The 14094-nt window shown below is 36.7% G+C and carries 21 protein-coding genes; 20 read left to right on the forward strand and 1 reads right to left on the reverse strand.

Features of this window, described 5'->3' with window-relative positions; translation table 11 throughout:
• Position 1: 1 nt before the first annotated feature.
• Positions 2-1489 carry a RagB/SusD family nutrient uptake outer membrane protein gene (locus ACN5J7_RS02450; protein WP_311939169.1) on the forward strand — a complete coding sequence of 496 codons (1488 nt, stop codon included), beginning with the start codon at positions 2-4 and terminating at the stop codon, positions 1487-1489.
• A 423-nt stretch (positions 1490-1912) separates the two neighbouring features.
• On the opposite strand, the gene ACN5J7_RS02455 is transcribed toward ACN5J7_RS02450, so the two are convergent.
• Positions 1913-3604 (reverse strand): POTRA domain-containing protein, encoded by a 1692-nt coding sequence (locus tag ACN5J7_RS02455; protein WP_418602527.1) that lies wholly within the window; start codon positions 3602-3604, stop codon positions 1913-1915.
• A gap of 234 nt (positions 3605-3838) precedes the next feature.
• Between ACN5J7_RS02455 and rpsL the strand changes: the two genes are divergently transcribed.
• From rpsL to rpsH, 19 genes are all read left to right on the forward strand, one after another.
• Positions 3839-4213, forward strand: coding sequence for a 30S ribosomal protein S12 (gene rpsL, locus ACN5J7_RS02460; protein WP_019386263.1), 375 nt, complete (start codon positions 3839-3841; stop codon positions 4211-4213).
• A 23-nt stretch (positions 4214-4236) separates the two neighbouring features.
• Entirely contained in the window at positions 4237-4713 is a 477-nt protein-coding gene (gene rpsG, locus ACN5J7_RS02465; RefSeq protein WP_311939173.1) for a 30S ribosomal protein S7, read from the forward strand.
• Between the two features lie 8 nt (positions 4714-4721).
• Complete coding sequence (gene fusA, locus ACN5J7_RS02470; RefSeq protein ID WP_418602529.1) at positions 4722-6848, forward strand: elongation factor G; 2127 nt, start codon at positions 4722-4724, stop codon at positions 6846-6848.
• A gap of 11 nt (positions 6849-6859) precedes the next feature.
• Entirely contained in the window at positions 6860-7165 is a 306-nt protein-coding gene (gene rpsJ / locus ACN5J7_RS02475) for a 30S ribosomal protein S10 (protein ID WP_010181931.1), read from the forward strand.
• Between the two features lie 195 nt (positions 7166-7360).
• Positions 7361-7978, forward strand: a complete 618-nt coding sequence (gene rplC / locus ACN5J7_RS02480; protein ID WP_418602531.1) for a 50S ribosomal protein L3 — start codon at positions 7361-7363, stop codon at positions 7976-7978.
• Complete coding sequence (gene rplD, locus ACN5J7_RS02485) at positions 7978-8607, forward strand: 50S ribosomal protein L4 (protein ID WP_418602532.1); 630 nt, start codon at positions 7978-7980, stop codon at positions 8605-8607. Before rplC ends, rplD begins: the two co-directional genes overlap by 1 nt.
• 5 nt (positions 8608-8612) lie before the next feature.
• Positions 8613-8903: a 50S ribosomal protein L23 gene (rplW, locus tag ACN5J7_RS02490; protein ID WP_311939194.1), complete on the forward strand. Its 291-nt coding sequence runs from the start codon at positions 8613-8615 to the stop codon at positions 8901-8903.
• Between the two features lie 10 nt (positions 8904-8913).
• Entirely contained in the window at positions 8914-9741 is an 828-nt protein-coding gene (rplB, locus tag ACN5J7_RS02495) for a 50S ribosomal protein L2 (RefSeq protein ID WP_311939197.1), read from the forward strand.
• Between the two features lie 3 nt (positions 9742-9744).
• A complete protein-coding gene (gene rpsS, locus ACN5J7_RS02500) occupies positions 9745-10023 on the forward strand; it encodes a 30S ribosomal protein S19 (protein WP_013869040.1) in 279 nt (92 codons plus the stop codon).
• A 6-nt stretch (positions 10024-10029) separates the two neighbouring features.
• Positions 10030-10437 carry a 50S ribosomal protein L22 gene (gene rplV / locus ACN5J7_RS02505; protein WP_311939202.1) on the forward strand — a complete coding sequence of 136 codons (408 nt, stop codon included), beginning with the start codon at positions 10030-10032 and terminating at the stop codon, positions 10435-10437.
• Positions 10438-10444: 7 nt separating this feature from the next.
• Positions 10445-11164, forward strand: coding sequence for a 30S ribosomal protein S3 (rpsC, locus tag ACN5J7_RS02510; RefSeq protein ID WP_311939205.1), 720 nt, complete (start codon positions 10445-10447; stop codon positions 11162-11164).
• 21 nt (positions 11165-11185) lie between these two features.
• A complete protein-coding gene (gene rplP, locus ACN5J7_RS02515; protein WP_034043306.1) occupies positions 11186-11605 on the forward strand; it encodes a 50S ribosomal protein L16 in 420 nt (139 codons plus the stop codon).
• Positions 11606-11618: 13 nt separating this feature from the next.
• Complete coding sequence (gene rpmC / locus ACN5J7_RS02520; protein WP_034043309.1) at positions 11619-11810, forward strand: 50S ribosomal protein L29; 192 nt, start codon at positions 11619-11621, stop codon at positions 11808-11810.
• A gap of 12 nt (positions 11811-11822) precedes the next feature.
• A complete protein-coding gene (gene rpsQ / locus ACN5J7_RS02525; protein ID WP_034043311.1) occupies positions 11823-12080 on the forward strand; it encodes a 30S ribosomal protein S17 in 258 nt (85 codons plus the stop codon).
• Between the two features lie 2 nt (positions 12081-12082).
• Positions 12083-12451, forward strand: a complete 369-nt coding sequence (gene rplN / locus ACN5J7_RS02530) for a 50S ribosomal protein L14 (protein ID WP_311939213.1) — start codon at positions 12083-12085, stop codon at positions 12449-12451.
• Positions 12452-12466: 15 nt separating this feature from the next.
• Positions 12467-12778 (forward strand): 50S ribosomal protein L24, encoded by a 312-nt coding sequence (gene rplX / locus ACN5J7_RS02535; protein WP_311939216.1) that lies wholly within the window; start codon positions 12467-12469, stop codon positions 12776-12778.
• A 2-nt stretch (positions 12779-12780) separates the two neighbouring features.
• A complete protein-coding gene (gene rplE, locus ACN5J7_RS02540) occupies positions 12781-13332 on the forward strand; it encodes a 50S ribosomal protein L5 (protein ID WP_311939219.1) in 552 nt (183 codons plus the stop codon).
• Positions 13333-13335: 3 nt separating this feature from the next.
• On the forward strand, positions 13336-13605 hold the full coding sequence (gene rpsN, locus ACN5J7_RS02545) for a 30S ribosomal protein S14 (RefSeq protein ID WP_311939222.1): 270 nt from the start codon (positions 13336-13338) through the stop codon (positions 13603-13605).
• Positions 13606-13681: 76 nt separating this feature from the next.
• Complete coding sequence (gene rpsH / locus ACN5J7_RS02550; protein ID WP_311939225.1) at positions 13682-14080, forward strand: 30S ribosomal protein S8; 399 nt, start codon at positions 13682-13684, stop codon at positions 14078-14080.
• Positions 14081-14094: the final 14 nt, after the last annotated feature.

Here is a 14094-nt window from a genome sequence, read left to right on the forward strand (position 1 = left end):
AATGAAAAAAACAATAATTTCTTTTATCGGAATTTTGGCTGTATCCTTTTGTTTTACGGCTTGCGAAAAAGACTACTTAGATACTTTCCCTACAGACCAAGTGTCGTCTTCAGCAGCAGTTTTAACTACAGATAATGCCTTAACGGCATTAAACGGTATACATAGAGCCTTGTATGTAAGATACGGAAGCCAAGGTAGAGGTGGTATAGGAGCATTTAATATGCATATAGACGAAGCTGGCGAAGACCACGTTTTTAACAGAAGTAATTGGACACATTCTTACAGATGGAGACCAAATTCTGAGCCAGACAATGCATACAATACAGCCAATTGGGGCATGTTTTATCAATGGATTGCAAATGCCAATGTATTAATTAATGGTGTTGATAACGCATCGGGAGAACAAGCAGATAGAGATGCTATAAAAGGACAAGCCTTACTTTATAGAGCGTTTTCTCATTTTCATTTAGTACGATTATGGGGCGATAGATATGAACCTGGAGGCGGAAACTCGCAATTAGGAGTTCCAATTAAAACAGATAACTCTATCGATCCTATTGCACGAAACACAGTTGAAGAAGTGTATACTCAAATTAATAAAGACTTAGATGATGCTATTGTTTTATTAGATGGATATGTTAGAAATAACAAATCACATTTTAATGCAAATGTTGCAAAAGGATTAAAAGCAAGAGTGGCTTTAACACAAGGTAAATGGGCTATGGCAGCACAATTTGCCGCTGAAGCTAGAGTAGGATTTGCTTTAATGGACGAAGCAACTTATGCCAATGGTTTTCAGGTGTTTTCAGAAAACAATAGTGAGTTTATGTGGGCAAGCCAAATAGTAGAAGACCAAACAGACACATTTGGAAATTATGGCGCTTATATTTCAAGAAATTTTAGTTCATCGGCAATTCGTGGTAATCCTAGGTCAATCAGTAATTTGTTATATGATATGATTTCTGCTACCGATGTGCGTAAAACACTTTGGGACCCAACTGGAGAGCATCTAAATTTACCTCCTGGGGTTTCTTTGTTGTCTAGCCATAAAAGATTTCCTTATACCAATCAAAAATTTATAGCGGTAAGCAATGGCGACAGTCGTGTTGATGTGCCTTTAATGCGCGCAGCGGAAATGTACTTGATAGAAGCAGAGGCTTTAGCTAGAAATAATCAGGACGGATTAGCAGCTCAAGCATTGTACGATATGGTTATTACAAGAGATAGTGCATATACGTTATCTACCAATACGGGGCAGGCGTTAATTGATGAAATTATGGTGCAGCGACGTGTTGAATTATGGGGCGAGGGTTTTAGATGGTACGATTTAAAACGATTAAACTTACCGTTGGATAGGACAGGTTCAAACCAAAGTTCTACATATACTAACGGTATTATGCAAGTTCCTGTAGGAGATAACAGATGGACATGGCCAATACCTCAGGATGAGATTGATGCAAATCCTTTAATTGAGCAGAATCCTATATAATTATTGTGCATAAGATAATAATTGGAAACAGCGTTAATTAATTAACGCTGTTTCCAATTAAAGCTTAATTTTTTGTCTTATAAAAAGGCATAATATATGAGTTGAGTTACCACATCATTTGCTCGGGTTGAATTTTAAGAGTGTTTAATCGTTAGAATTTCCCAATGCTTGCCCCGAAAATTATTTATTTTGCTCAAAGTATAAGCAGGAAAATTAGCTGTTTGGGTAATGCGGTTACAGAAGACTTCTTTTAAACCGCTTAAAATAAAGCTGGTATAACATCATGTTATTAAAAACTACCCATGAAATAAAATTGACAATTTTTGAATGTACAGGGATTTGGTATATTAGATGGCGTTTGCACAAATCTTTTTGGATAGCGTAATGATAGTTAAAAAAACAAAATCAATTAATTTAGGTCTACTAAAAGTCGGCTATTAAACTTAAATGTATCTTGGAATTTGAGAACTTAAAAGGTAAATTCTCGGTTTTTCCATTGGCATAATTAAACTTAAAAAGACCGGCTTTTGTTAAAATACCAAACCCAAAGCCGTAGCCAAAAAGTTTTTCTTTGTCATTTGTCATTTGGTTTTCAAAATAGGCCAAATCTGTTATGCTGTGAATAAATATGGCATGGTTAAGTTGGTATCTGTATTCTGTGTTTAAAACGCCAAATAATGAGGCCAACAAACTGTTTTCCTCAAAACCGCGAATGGAGTTTATGCCGCCAAATCGAAAGAGTTCGTTTTCAAAATACGTATCGGACATTAAATTAGAGCCATTAACCCTAAAATAAAAGCTGTTTTTATCGTTAAGGTTAAAAATTGTAAATGCATCAATGGTGTATTGCGATTGCTTTTCTTTGTTGTTTGTTGCTTCTCTATGGCCAAATCCGGTTTCAAGATATAGGTCTGATTTTATGGGAAATAATAAATTGGTGTTTTGCCGTTTTAAAAATTGATAAGCAAGGGTGTAAAAATTTGAATCGTAATCTGCAATGTTCTGAAAATTATTTGAAGACAATAAGTTATTTGAAGTGGTAGTTGTAACACCAACAAAAACCTTATGTTTCGAATTTATTTGATAATGCATTTTAGCAGATTGGTTTACGGTAGTAAAAGTGGAGTCCTTTTTAAAAATCTGTAAACGCAAATCTACCCCAATGGGCGACTTAAATAAATAAGGTAAGGTTACATCTGTTCTAAAGGTTTTTTGGTCGTTTTCATCGCTTTTGTAAAGCAAGCTAAACGACTCGCCAAAGTTTAAGTTGTTGGTAAGGTTTAAATTCAAATACCCGTCAAACACCAATTTGTTGGTGTCCTCGTTTGTTCCAAAGCCCAAAAACCCATCAAACGAATTGCTTTTTGTTTTTTCGGCATAAATATATAGTGTGGTCGAAACTTTTGAAAACAGAACTTCCGGCGCTTTTATTTGATTCGCAAATTTTAAATCGTTGAGCAAGTCTGTTTTTTGCTTAATACGGTTTAAGTTGAATGTTTGCTGGGGCTTAATTTTTAAATAATGTTTTAGGTACGATTTCGGGAATTTCTCGTAGCCTTTTATTACAATATGGTCAATAGTTCTTTTTTGTTCTTTTGAATCAATTATCAAGTCAGCTTTTAAATTGGTTTTATCCGTTCGGATGTTTGCTAATTTTAATGTTGAAAACGGGTTGCCTTGTTCTGAAGCTTTTTGGTTGATAAAAACCAAACTACGTTCTACAGCGGTAAACGGAAGGATAAAATAGTCGTCAAAAACATCCTGTGATATCAATTTTAAAACAGATGGGTCAACAGCCAGATTATTGTAGTATATATATATGGTATTGTATTTTTTTTTAAGATGAAATTGGGCGGTGTAAACAGAATCGTTTTTTTTGTTGATGCCTATTCGTTTATTCGCAATATAGCCCATTTTAAAAAGGGCGTTTTGAATCGAATCGACTTCAAGCAGTACAGATGCATAATCGTTATGCCGGTTTAAGTAATTTAAAGAATCGATAACGCGGGTTTCAACTTTGGTTTCGCCATATACCTTTAAACTTAAATTTTGACAAAATCCTTCCAAAGACAAAATCGCATATATAATAAGGAGTAAAAAGGTGTTTTTTTGCACAGATTAAAGATTGCTAAAATGATTCGATAGAGCAGTTTTAGGCTTCGGATTGCTAACTTCCAGCTTCCAACTTTTCAGTGTAAATCTAACGGAAAATCTACGCTTATAATATAGCTAAGGCAATAATTTTTGAAATCTCTTAAAAATTAATGAATTAGGGTTTGAATTATAAATTTTAATTTCTACATTTGCACCCCTCTTAAAAGAGGATAATAAAATTTATATTAAATATATATGCCAACAATTTCGCAATTAGTAAGAAAAGGAAGAGCCAAAATAACCAAGAAGAGTAAATCGGCTGCTTTAGATTCTTGTCCGCAAAGACGTGGTGTGTGTACTCGTGTTTACACAACAACTCCTAAAAAACCTAACTCAGCAATGCGTAAGGTAGCAAGGGTTCGTTTAACAAACGGTAACGAGGTTAACGCATACATCGGTGGTGAAGGACACAATCTGCAAGAGCACTCGATAGTATTGGTTAGAGGTGGAAGGGTAAAAGATTTACCAGGAGTTAGATATCACATTGTACGTGGTGCTTTAGACACAGCAGGTGTTTCTGGCAGAACGCAACGTAGATCTAAGTATGGTGCAAAACGCCCTAAAAAGTAATTAAAAAACTTTAAGAAGAAGACATGAGAAAAAGAGCAGCAAAAAAGAGACCGCTTTTACCGGATCCACGATTTAACGACCAGTTAGTAACACGTTTCGTTAATATGATGATGTGGGACGGAAAAAAGTCTGTCGCTTTTAAAGTATTCTACGATGCAATTGATATTGTAGATTCGAAAAAAACTGACGAAGAAAAAACAGCTTTGGAAATCTGGAAAGACGCGTTATCAAATGTGATGCCTCACGTAGAAGTACGTAGCCGTCGTGTTGGTGGTGCCACATTCCAAATCCCAATGCAAATTCGTCCAGATCGCAAAGTATCTACAGCCATGAAATGGTTAATAACCTATTCGAGAAAAAGAAACGAAAAATCAATGGCTTTACGCTTAGCTTCAGAGGTTTTGGCAGCAGCTAAAGAAGAAGGGGCAGCAGTTAAGAAAAGAGTAGATACTCATAAAATGGCTGAAGCTAACAAAGCATTCTCTCACTTTAGATTCTAATTTACGATATGGCAAGAGATTTAAAACTTACAAGAAACATAGGAATTGCAGCTCATATTGATGCTGGTAAAACAACCACAACAGAGCGAATTCTATTTTATACGGGAGTCTCACACAAAATTGGAGAAGTTCACGATGGTGCTTCTACAATGGACTGGATGGAGCAAGAAGCAGAAAGAGGTATTACTATTACTTCGGCAGCTACAACTTGCGATTGGACCTTCCCTAAAGAAAATGGTGAGCCAACCGCAGATGCTCAAGATTACCATTTTAATATTATTGACACCCCTGGTCACGTAGATTTTACGGTTGAAGTAAACCGTTCGTTACGTGTATTAGATGGTTTAGTATTCTTATTTAGTGCAGTTGATGGTGTTGAGCCACAATCTGAAACTAACTGGAGACTTGCAGATAACTATAAAGTACCAAGAATTGGTTTCGTTAATAAAATGGATCGTCAAGGGTCTAACTTTTTAGGTGTTTGCCAGCAAGTCAAAGATATGTTGAAGTCCAACGCGGTACCAATTGTATTGAACATTGGTGATGAGATGGATTTTAAAGGTATCGTAGATTTAGTTAAAAACAGAGCTATTGTATGGCATGATGACAATTTCGGATCTACTTTCGATGTTGTGCCAATTCCTGAAGACATGAAAGATGAAGTACGTAAGTATCGTGCTTTATTGATTGAAGAGGTGGCAACCTACGATGAAAACTTATTGGAAAAATTCATGGAAGATGAAGATTCTATTACAGAAGATGAAGTGCACGCTGCACTTAGGGCTGCTGTAATGGATATGGCTATTATACCAATGGTATGTGGTTCTTCATTTAAAAATAAAGGTGTACAGTTCTTATTAGATGCCGTGTGTCGTTATTTGCCTTCTCCAATGGATAGAGAAAGTATAATAGGTACAAATCCAGATACAGGATCAGAAGAAATACGTAAGCCTAGTGTTAAAGACCCGTTTGCAGCATTAGCTTTTAAAATTGCTACCGATCCTTTCGTAGGGCGTTTGGCATTTTTTAGAGCATACTCGGGTCGTTTAGAGGCAGGGTCTTACATCTTGAATAACCGTTCAGGTAAAAAAGAACGTATTTCCCGTATTTACCAAATGCACTCTAATAAGCAAAACGCTATCGATTTTATCGAAGCAGGAGATATTGGAGCAGCAGTCGGGTTTAAAGACATCAAGACTGGTGACACGATGTCTGATGAAAAACACCCAATTGTTTTGGAATCTATGGACTTTCCAGATCCGGTAATTGGTATCGCGGTGGAGCCTAAAACCAAAGCAGATGTTGATAAATTAGGTATGGCCTTAGCCAAATTATCTGAAGAAGATCCAACATTTACAGCGAGAACTGATGAAGCTTCAGGGCAGACTATTATTTCTGGAATGGGAGAGCTTCACTTAGATATTATTGTTGACCGTTTGAAGCGTGAGTTTAAAGTTGAAGTAAACCAAGGGCAACCTCAAGTAGAGTACAAAGAAGCAATTACTCAGCGTGCAGAACACAGAGAGGTTTATAAGAAACAATCTGGTGGACGTGGTAAATTTGCCGATATCGTATTTACTTTAGAGCCAGCAGAAGAAGGCAAAGTTGGATTGGATTTTGTGTCTGAAATTAAAGGTGGTAACGTTCCAAAAGAATTTATCCCTTCAATTGAAAAAGGATTCAAAATGGCCATGGTAAATGGACCATTGGCAGGATATGAAGTTGATGCTATGAAAGTAACATTAACGGATGGATCTTACCACGATGTGGATTCTGATCAATTATCTTTCGAATTAGCTGCAAAAATAGGATTTAAAAATGCCGCTAAAGCTGCCAAAGCTGTAATCATGGAACCAATTATGAAACTTGAGGTAATTACACCTGAAGAAAACATGGGTGACATTGTTGGAGATTTGAACAGACGAAGAGGACAAGTAAGTGATATGGGCGATAGAGCCGGAGCAAAAACAGTGAAAGCAACTGTGCCATTATCAGAAATGTTTGGTTATGTAACTACATTAAGAACATTATCTTCTGGTCGTGCAACATCAACAATGGAATTTTCACACTATGCTGAAACGCCTTCAAACATATCTGAAGAAGTAATTAAAGCAGCAAAAGGCGTTGAATCGTAAATCTTAAGAAAATGAGTCAAAAAATCAGAATAAAATTAAAATCTTACGATCACAACTTAGTGGATAAGTCTGCTGAAAAGATTGTAAAAACAGTAAAAAGTACTGGCGCTGTTGTAACGGGACCAATACCATTACCAACACACAAGAAAATTTTCACTGTATTGCGTTCGCCACACGTAAACAAGAAATCAAGAGAACAATTTCAATTATCGTCTTATAAGAGGTTATTGGATATTTACTCGTCGTCATCAAAAACCATTGATGCGTTAATGAAGCTTGAATTACCAAGTGGTGTTGAAGTAGAGATAAAGGTGTAATTGCAAGTTCAGAATTCTGAATTCAGAATTGCAAACATGTCCCACCGATGCGGTCGCGGGAAAAACGGTAAAAATACATTCAGGGTTGAGCGTATTTCGACCCTGAGTTTTTTTAAATAAGTATGTTGAATTTTTGCCCTGAGCAAAGTTGAAGGGAGGTTTCAGCGAAATAATAATAATTAATAAATAATAAATATGTCTGGGTTAATTGGAAAAAAAATCGGTATGACCAGCATCTTCGATGAAAACGGGAAAAACATTCCTTGTACAGTAATCGAAGCTGGACCATGTATCGTTACCCAAGTCAGAACTGAAGAGGTTGACGGCTATAAAGCTGTTCAATTAGGTTTCGATGACGCGACAGAAAAAAGCGCTACTAAAGCAGACTTAGGTCATGCTAAAAAAGCGGGTACTTCTGTAAAACGCAAAATCGTCGAATTCAAAGGTTTTGATGAGGAGTACAAATTAGGAGATGCAATCACTGTTGAGCATTTCAACGAAGGAGAATTCGTTGATATCGCAGGAACATCTAAAGGAAAAGGATTTCAAGGGGTTGTAAAACGTCATGGTTTCGGTGGTGTAGGTCAAGCTACCCACGGTCAACATAACCGTTTAAGAGCACCGGGATCTATTGGAGCTGCATCGTACCCTGCTCGTGTTTTTAAAGGCATGAAAATGGCAGGACGCATGGGCGGTGAAAAAGTGAAAGTTCAAAATTTAAGAGTTTTAAAAGTAGTTGCTGAAAAGAATCTACTTGTGGTTAAAGGATGTGTTCCTGGTCACAAAAACGCTTATGTAATTATTAGAAAATAATGAAAGTAGCAGTTTTAGATATAAACGGAAAAGACACAGGTAGAAAGGCAGACCTTTCTAACGAAGTGTTCGCTATTGAGCCTAATAATCACGCAGTGTATTTGGATGTTAAACAATATCTGGCAAACCAACGTCAGGGAACTCACAAATCGAAAGAACGTGCTGAGATTTCTGGAAGTACACGTAAGATTAAAAAGCAAAAAGGAACTGGTACGGCAAGAGCAGGTAGTATTAAGTCTGGTATTTTTAAGGGCGGTGGTCGTATGTTCGGTCCAAGACCAAGAAATTACAGCATAAAACTTAATAAAAACCTAAAGCGTTTAGCACGTAAATCTGCCTTAAGTATCAAAGCAGGAGAGAAATCAATTACGGTTTTAGAAGACTTTAATTTTGATGCTCCAAAGACCAAGAATTTTACAGCCGTTTTAAAAGCTTTAGAGCTTGAAAAGAAAAAAACGCTGTTTGTGTTGGGTGGCTCAAATAATAACGTATATTTGTCATCGCGCAATTTAAAAACTTCAGAAGTTATAACAGCCTCAGAATTAAGCACTTATAAAATCTTAAACGCCAATCAAGTGGTGCTTTTAGAAGGTGCTTTAGAAGGAATTGAAACAAATTTAAGTAAATAGAAACCATGAGTATCTTAATTAAACCTATAATCACAGAAAAAGCGACAGCTCAAAGCGAGTTGAGAAACTGCTATACATTCTCAGTGAATACGAAGGCGAACAAGATAGAAATCAAAAAAGCGGTTGAAGCTGCTTATGGCGTTTCTGTTGAAAAAGTTCGTACTATAAATGTCCGTCCAGATCGTAATACCAAGCACACAAAAACAGGTATTCAAAATGGTAAAACAAATGCTGTTAAAAAAGCAATTGTACAGCTGGCGGAAGGTGAAATGATTGATTTATACAGTAACATGTAATTAAAGACAAATGTCAGTAAGAAAATTAAAACCAATCACACCAGGACAGCGATTTAGAGTAGTAAATGGGTATGACGCCATAACTACTGATAAGCCGGAAAAGAGTTTACTCGTTCCGAACAAAAGGTCTGGTGGTAGAAACAGTCAGGGAAAAATGACCATGCGCTACATAGGTGGCGGTCATAAGAAAAAGTATCGTATTATCGATTTTAAAAGAGACAAAGCGGGTATTCCTGCTGAAGTAGCTTCAATAGAATACGATCCAAACAGAACCGCTTTTATCGCATTATTGAATTATCAAGATGGTGAGAAAAGATACATTATCGCTCAAAATGGACTTCAGGTTGGGCAAAATGTAGTATCTGGTGCAACAGATGTGGCTCCAGAAATTGGGAACGCGATGCCGTTAAGTGAAATTCCATTAGGAACCATTATTTCTTGTGTAGAGTTACGTCCGGGACAAGGTGCCATTATGGCGCGTAGTGCAGGCGCTTTTGCGCAGTTAATGGCAAGAGACGGAAAGTTTGCATCTATCAAATTGCCTTCAGGAGAAACAAGATTAATTCTTGTTAACTGTATGGCTACAATAGGTGTAGTATCTAACTCAGACCACCAGTTATTAGTTGGCGGTAAAGCAGGTAGAACACGCTGGTTAGGAAGAAGACCACGTACCAGACCGGTAGTAATGAATCCAGTTGATCACCCAATGGGTGGTGGTGAAGGTAAATCTTCAGGTGGACATCCTCGTTCTAGAAACGGTATTCCAGCTAAAGGCTACAGAACCCGTTCTAGAAACAAAGCGAGTAATAAATATATTGTAGAACGTAGAAAGAAATAAGACATGGCAAGATCATTAAAAAAAGGACCTTACGTTCATTATAAATTAGAAAGAAAAGTAGCTGCAAATGTTGAAGCTAACAAAAAAACGGTAATCAAAACTTGGTCTCGTGCCAGTATGATTACACCAGATTTTGTTGGACAAACCATAGCGGTACACAATGGCCGACAATTTGTTCCAGTATATGTTACTGAAAACATGGTAGGCCATAAATTAGGAGAATTTTCACCAACACGTTCATTCCGTGGACATGCAGGTGCTAAAAACAAAGGTAAAAAGTAGTAAGCTATGGGAAGTCGTAAAAAACAAATGGCAGACGCTATTAAGGAAGCAAAAAAGCACGTTGCTTTTGCAAAACTTAATAACTGTCCTACATCACCAAGAAAAATGCGTTTAGTAGCCGATTTAGTAAGAGGCGAAAAGGTAGAACATGCACTTAATATCTTAAAGTTTAACAATAAGGAAGCATCTGGCCGTTTAGAGAAGTTGTTATTATCAGCTATCGCTAACTGGCAAGCAAAAAACGAGGATGCCGATGTTGAAACTGCAGAATTATTTGTAAAAGAGATAAGAGTTGATGGCGGATCTATGTTAAAAAGATTGCGTCCAGCACCTCAAGGTCGTGCACACAGAATTAGAAAACGTTCAAACCACGTAACATTAGTGGTAGGAGCCAACAATAACACACAAGCTTAATAAGAGTATGGGACAAAAAACAAATCCAATCGGAAATCGCTTAGGAATTATCAGAGGATGGGAGTCTAACTGGTACGGAGGAAACGATTATGGTGATAAACTTGCCGAAGACGATAAGATTAGAAAATACGTTCACGCGCGTTTATCTAAAGCTAGTGTAAGTAGGGTAATCATCGAGAGAACTTTAAAACTTGTAACCGTTACTATCACTACTGCAAGACCAGGTATTATTATTGGGAAAGGCGGACAAGAGGTAGACAAGTTAAAAGAAGAGCTTAAAAAGATTACCGGAAAAGAAGTTCAGATTAACATCTTTGAAATTAAGAGACCTGAACTGGATGCATTTTTAGTAGCATCAAGCATCGCTCGTCAAATTGAAAACAGAATTTCATACCGTCGTGCAATCAAGATGGCTATTGCTGCAACAATGCGAATGAATGCTGAAGGCATTAAAATTCAAATTAGTGGTCGTTTAAACGGGGCAGAAATGGCACGTAGCGAACATTACAAAGAAGGACGTATTCCTTTATCAACCTTTAGAGCCGATATTGATTATGCTTTAGTTGAGGCACACACTACTTACGGTAGATTGGGTGTTAAAGTATGGATCATGAAAGGTGAAGTATATGGTAAAAGAGAGCTTTCTCCGCTTGTTGGATTGTCCAAAAAGCAAGGAAAAGGTGGCCCCGGAAGAGGTGGCAACAAAGGACCTCGTCGTAGAAAGTAATTTTTTATAAAGTAAAGAAAAATGTTACAGCCTAAAAGAACAAAATTTCGTAAGCAACAAAAAGGACGTATGAAGGGGAACTCAGGTAGAGGTCACCAATTATCAAACGGAACTTTTGGAATAAAAGCATTAGACTCGAATTTTTTAACATCGCGTCAAATAGAAGCAGCACGTATTGCCGCTACACGTTACATGAAAAGAGAAGGACAACTTTGGATTAAAATTTTTCCAGACAAGCCTATTACAAAAAAGCCTCTTGAAGTACGTATGGGTAAAGGTAAAGGTGCCGTAGAATATTGGGTGGCCGTTGTTAAACCAGGACGGGTTTTATTTGAAATTGGTGGTGTGCCATTAGACGTTGCAAAAGAAGCATTGCGTTTAGCAGCACAAAAGCTACCGGTAAAAACTAAGTTTTTAATCGCTAGAGATTACGAAGCATAATTTATTTGATATTATGAAACAATCAGAAATTAAAGAATTATCTGTAGCTGAGTTACAAGAAAAACTTGGTGAAACAAAAAAGAGTTATTCAGACCTAAAATTGGCTCATGCAATATCTCCTTTAGAAAATCCAATTCAATTACGTTCAATAAGAAGAACCGTAGCCAGAATTGCGACCGAATTAACTAAAAGAGAATTACAATAATTCTGCTGAAAGATGGAAACAAGAAATTTAAGAAAAGAACGTATAGGAGTTGTTACTAGTAACAAAATGCAAAAATCAATAGTTGTTGCAGAAGTTAAAAAAGTAAAACATCCTATGTATGGAAAATTCGTATTAAAAACGAAAAAGTACGTAGCACACGACGAAACAAACGATTGCAACATTGGCGATAAGGTAAAGATCATGGAAACACGACCTTTAAGCAAATCTAAATGTTGGAGATTAGTAGAAATCCTAGAAAGAGCTAAGTAATTATGGTACAACAAGAATCAAGATTAAAAGTAGCAGACAACACTGGGGCAAAGGAAGTTTTAACTATCCGTGTTTTAGGTGGTACTAAAAGAAGGTATGCTTCTGTAGGAGACAAAATAGTTGTTTCTGTTAAAGACGCAACACCTAATGGAAGCATTAAAAAAGGTGCGGTTTCAACTGCAGTTGTTGTGCGTACTAAAAAAGAAGTAAGACGACCAGACGGATCTTATATAAGATTTGACGATAACGCCTGTGTTTTGTTAAACCCAACCGGTGAGATGAGAGGTACACGTGTATTTGGTCCTGTTGCTAGAGAACTTCGTGACAAACAATTCATGAAGATTGTATCATTAGCACCAGAGGTGCTTTAATACATAAATATTAAGATGGGAAAGCTTAAAATAAAAACTGGAGATACCGTAAAAGTAATTGCTGGAGACCACAAAGGGTCTGAAGGCAAGGTACAAAAGGTATTTATAGCAAAGAACAAAGCGATTGTTGAGGGAGTAAACATGGTTAAGAAACATACTAAACCAAGTGCACAAAATCCTCAAGGAGGAATCGTAGAGAAAGAAGCTGCTATTCACATATCCAATTTATCGTTGTTAACCTCAAAAGGCGAAACAACAAGAATTGGCTATAGAATGGAAGGCGATAAAAAAGTAAGATTTTCAACAAAATCTAATGAAGTAATATAGTTATGGCATATTCACCAAGACTTAAAGAAGAGTATAAAAGCAGAGTAATTGCAGCTCTTACAGACGAATTTGGATATAAGAATGTAATGCAAGTTCCTAAACTTACCAAGATAGTAATATCTAAAGGTGTAGGGGCGGCCGTTGCAGACAAAAAGTTAATCGATCACGCTGTGGAAGAATTAACAACTATATCTGGACAAAAAGCTATTTCAACATTGTCTAAAAAAGATGTTGCATCGTTTAAATTGCGTAAAGGCATGCCAATTGGGGCAAAAGTAACTTTACGTGGCGAGCGCATGTACGAGTTTTTAGATCGATTGGTTACTTCGGCACTTCCACGTGTTAGGGATTTTAACGGAATTAAAGCTACAGGATTTGACGGTAGAGGTAATTACAATTTAGGAATTACCGAACAAATTATATTCCCAGAAATCAACATTGATAAAGTGAACAAGATTTCTGGTATGGATATTACATTTGTAACAACCGCAGATACCGATAAAGAAGCAAAATCATTATTAACTGAACTAGGGTTACCTTTTCAAAAGAACTAAGATATGGCTAAAGAATCAATGAAAGCCCGCGAGGTGAAAAGAGCAAAAACAGTAGCTAAATATGCCGAAAAACGCAAAGCTTTAAAAGAAGCCGGCGATTACGAAGCATTACAAAAGTTACCTAAAAACGCTTCTCCCGTACGTATGCATAACAGATGTAAACTTACTGGAAGACCTAAAGGTTATATGAGAACTTTCGGAGTGTCTCGTGTAACATTCAGAGAATTGGCTAACCAAGGTTTAATACCAGGTGTTAGAAAAGCAAGTTGGTAAAAAAAAAAGAATTATAAATTGGTATTAGGTTCAAAGGAAGAGTTCGTTTGAAAACCATTACCGCAAATTAATAAATATGTATACAGATCCAATAGCGGATTATCTTACAAGAATTAGAAACGCAGTGCGTGCCAACCATAGGGTTGTTGAGATACCGGCATCTAATTTAAAGAAAGACATCACTAAAATATTATTCGAACAAGGATATATTTTAAGCTACAAGTTCGACGATTCAACGGTACAGGGCACCATAAAAATAGCGCTTAAGTACAACAAAGAAACCAAAGAACCTGTAATTAAGAAATTGCAAAGAATTAGTAAACCAGGTTTACGTAAGTATGCTGGTTCTAACGAGTTACCTAGAATCCTTAACGGCCTTGGTATTGCCATAGTTTCTACTTCTCACGGAGTAATGACTGGTAAACAAGCCAAAAGAGATAATGTAGGTGGCGAAGTATTGTGTTACGTTTACTAATCTAAAAAGAAGAA

It is taken from the genome of Hwangdonia sp. (assembly GCF_048381975.1).
GTDB lineage: Bacteria > Bacteroidota > Bacteroidia > Flavobacteriales > Flavobacteriaceae > Hwangdonia > Hwangdonia seohaensis.

Excerpts from the sequence above, each read along its gene's own strand:
- rplD (WP_418602532.1), top strand. The coding sequence starts at position 7,978 with ATGAAAGTAGCAGTTTTAGATATAAACGGAAAAGACACAGGTAGAAAG.
- rpmC (WP_034043309.1), top strand. The coding sequence starts at position 11,619 with ATGAAACAATCAGAAATTAAAGAATTATCTGTAGCTGAGTTACAAGAA.
- rplE (WP_311939219.1), top strand. The coding sequence starts at position 12,781 with ATGGCATATTCACCAAGACTTAAAGAAGAGTATAAAAGCAGAGTAATT.
- rpsG (WP_311939173.1), top strand. The coding sequence starts at position 4,237 with ATGAGAAAAAGAGCAGCAAAAAAGAGACCGCTTTTACCGGATCCACGA.
- rpsL (WP_019386263.1), top strand. The coding sequence starts at position 3,839 with ATGCCAACAATTTCGCAATTAGTAAGAAAAGGAAGAGCCAAAATAACC.
- rplV (WP_311939202.1), top strand. The coding sequence starts at position 10,030 with ATGGGAAGTCGTAAAAAACAAATGGCAGACGCTATTAAGGAAGCAAAA.
- ACN5J7_RS02450 (WP_311939169.1), top strand. The coding sequence starts at position 2 with ATGAAAAAAACAATAATTTCTTTTATCGGAATTTTGGCTGTATCCTTT.
- rpsC (WP_311939205.1), top strand. The coding sequence starts at position 10,445 with ATGGGACAAAAAACAAATCCAATCGGAAATCGCTTAGGAATTATCAGA.
- rpsH (WP_311939225.1), top strand. The coding sequence starts at position 13,682 with ATGTATACAGATCCAATAGCGGATTATCTTACAAGAATTAGAAACGCA.
- rplP (WP_034043306.1), top strand. The coding sequence starts at position 11,186 with ATGTTACAGCCTAAAAGAACAAAATTTCGTAAGCAACAAAAAGGACGT.
- fusA (WP_418602529.1), top strand. The coding sequence starts at position 4,722 with ATGGCAAGAGATTTAAAACTTACAAGAAACATAGGAATTGCAGCTCAT.
- rpsN (WP_311939222.1), top strand. The coding sequence starts at position 13,336 with ATGGCTAAAGAATCAATGAAAGCCCGCGAGGTGAAAAGAGCAAAAACA.
- rpsQ (WP_034043311.1), top strand. The coding sequence starts at position 11,823 with ATGGAAACAAGAAATTTAAGAAAAGAACGTATAGGAGTTGTTACTAGT.
- rpsS (WP_013869040.1), top strand. The coding sequence starts at position 9,745 with ATGGCAAGATCATTAAAAAAAGGACCTTACGTTCATTATAAATTAGAA.
- rplN (WP_311939213.1), top strand. The coding sequence starts at position 12,083 with ATGGTACAACAAGAATCAAGATTAAAAGTAGCAGACAACACTGGGGCA.
- rplC (WP_418602531.1), top strand. The coding sequence starts at position 7,361 with ATGTCTGGGTTAATTGGAAAAAAAATCGGTATGACCAGCATCTTCGAT.
- rpsJ (WP_010181931.1), top strand. The coding sequence starts at position 6,860 with ATGAGTCAAAAAATCAGAATAAAATTAAAATCTTACGATCACAACTTA.
- rplX (WP_311939216.1), top strand. The coding sequence starts at position 12,467 with ATGGGAAAGCTTAAAATAAAAACTGGAGATACCGTAAAAGTAATTGCT.
- rplW (WP_311939194.1), top strand. The coding sequence starts at position 8,613 with ATGAGTATCTTAATTAAACCTATAATCACAGAAAAAGCGACAGCTCAA.
- rplB (WP_311939197.1), top strand. The coding sequence starts at position 8,914 with ATGTCAGTAAGAAAATTAAAACCAATCACACCAGGACAGCGATTTAGA.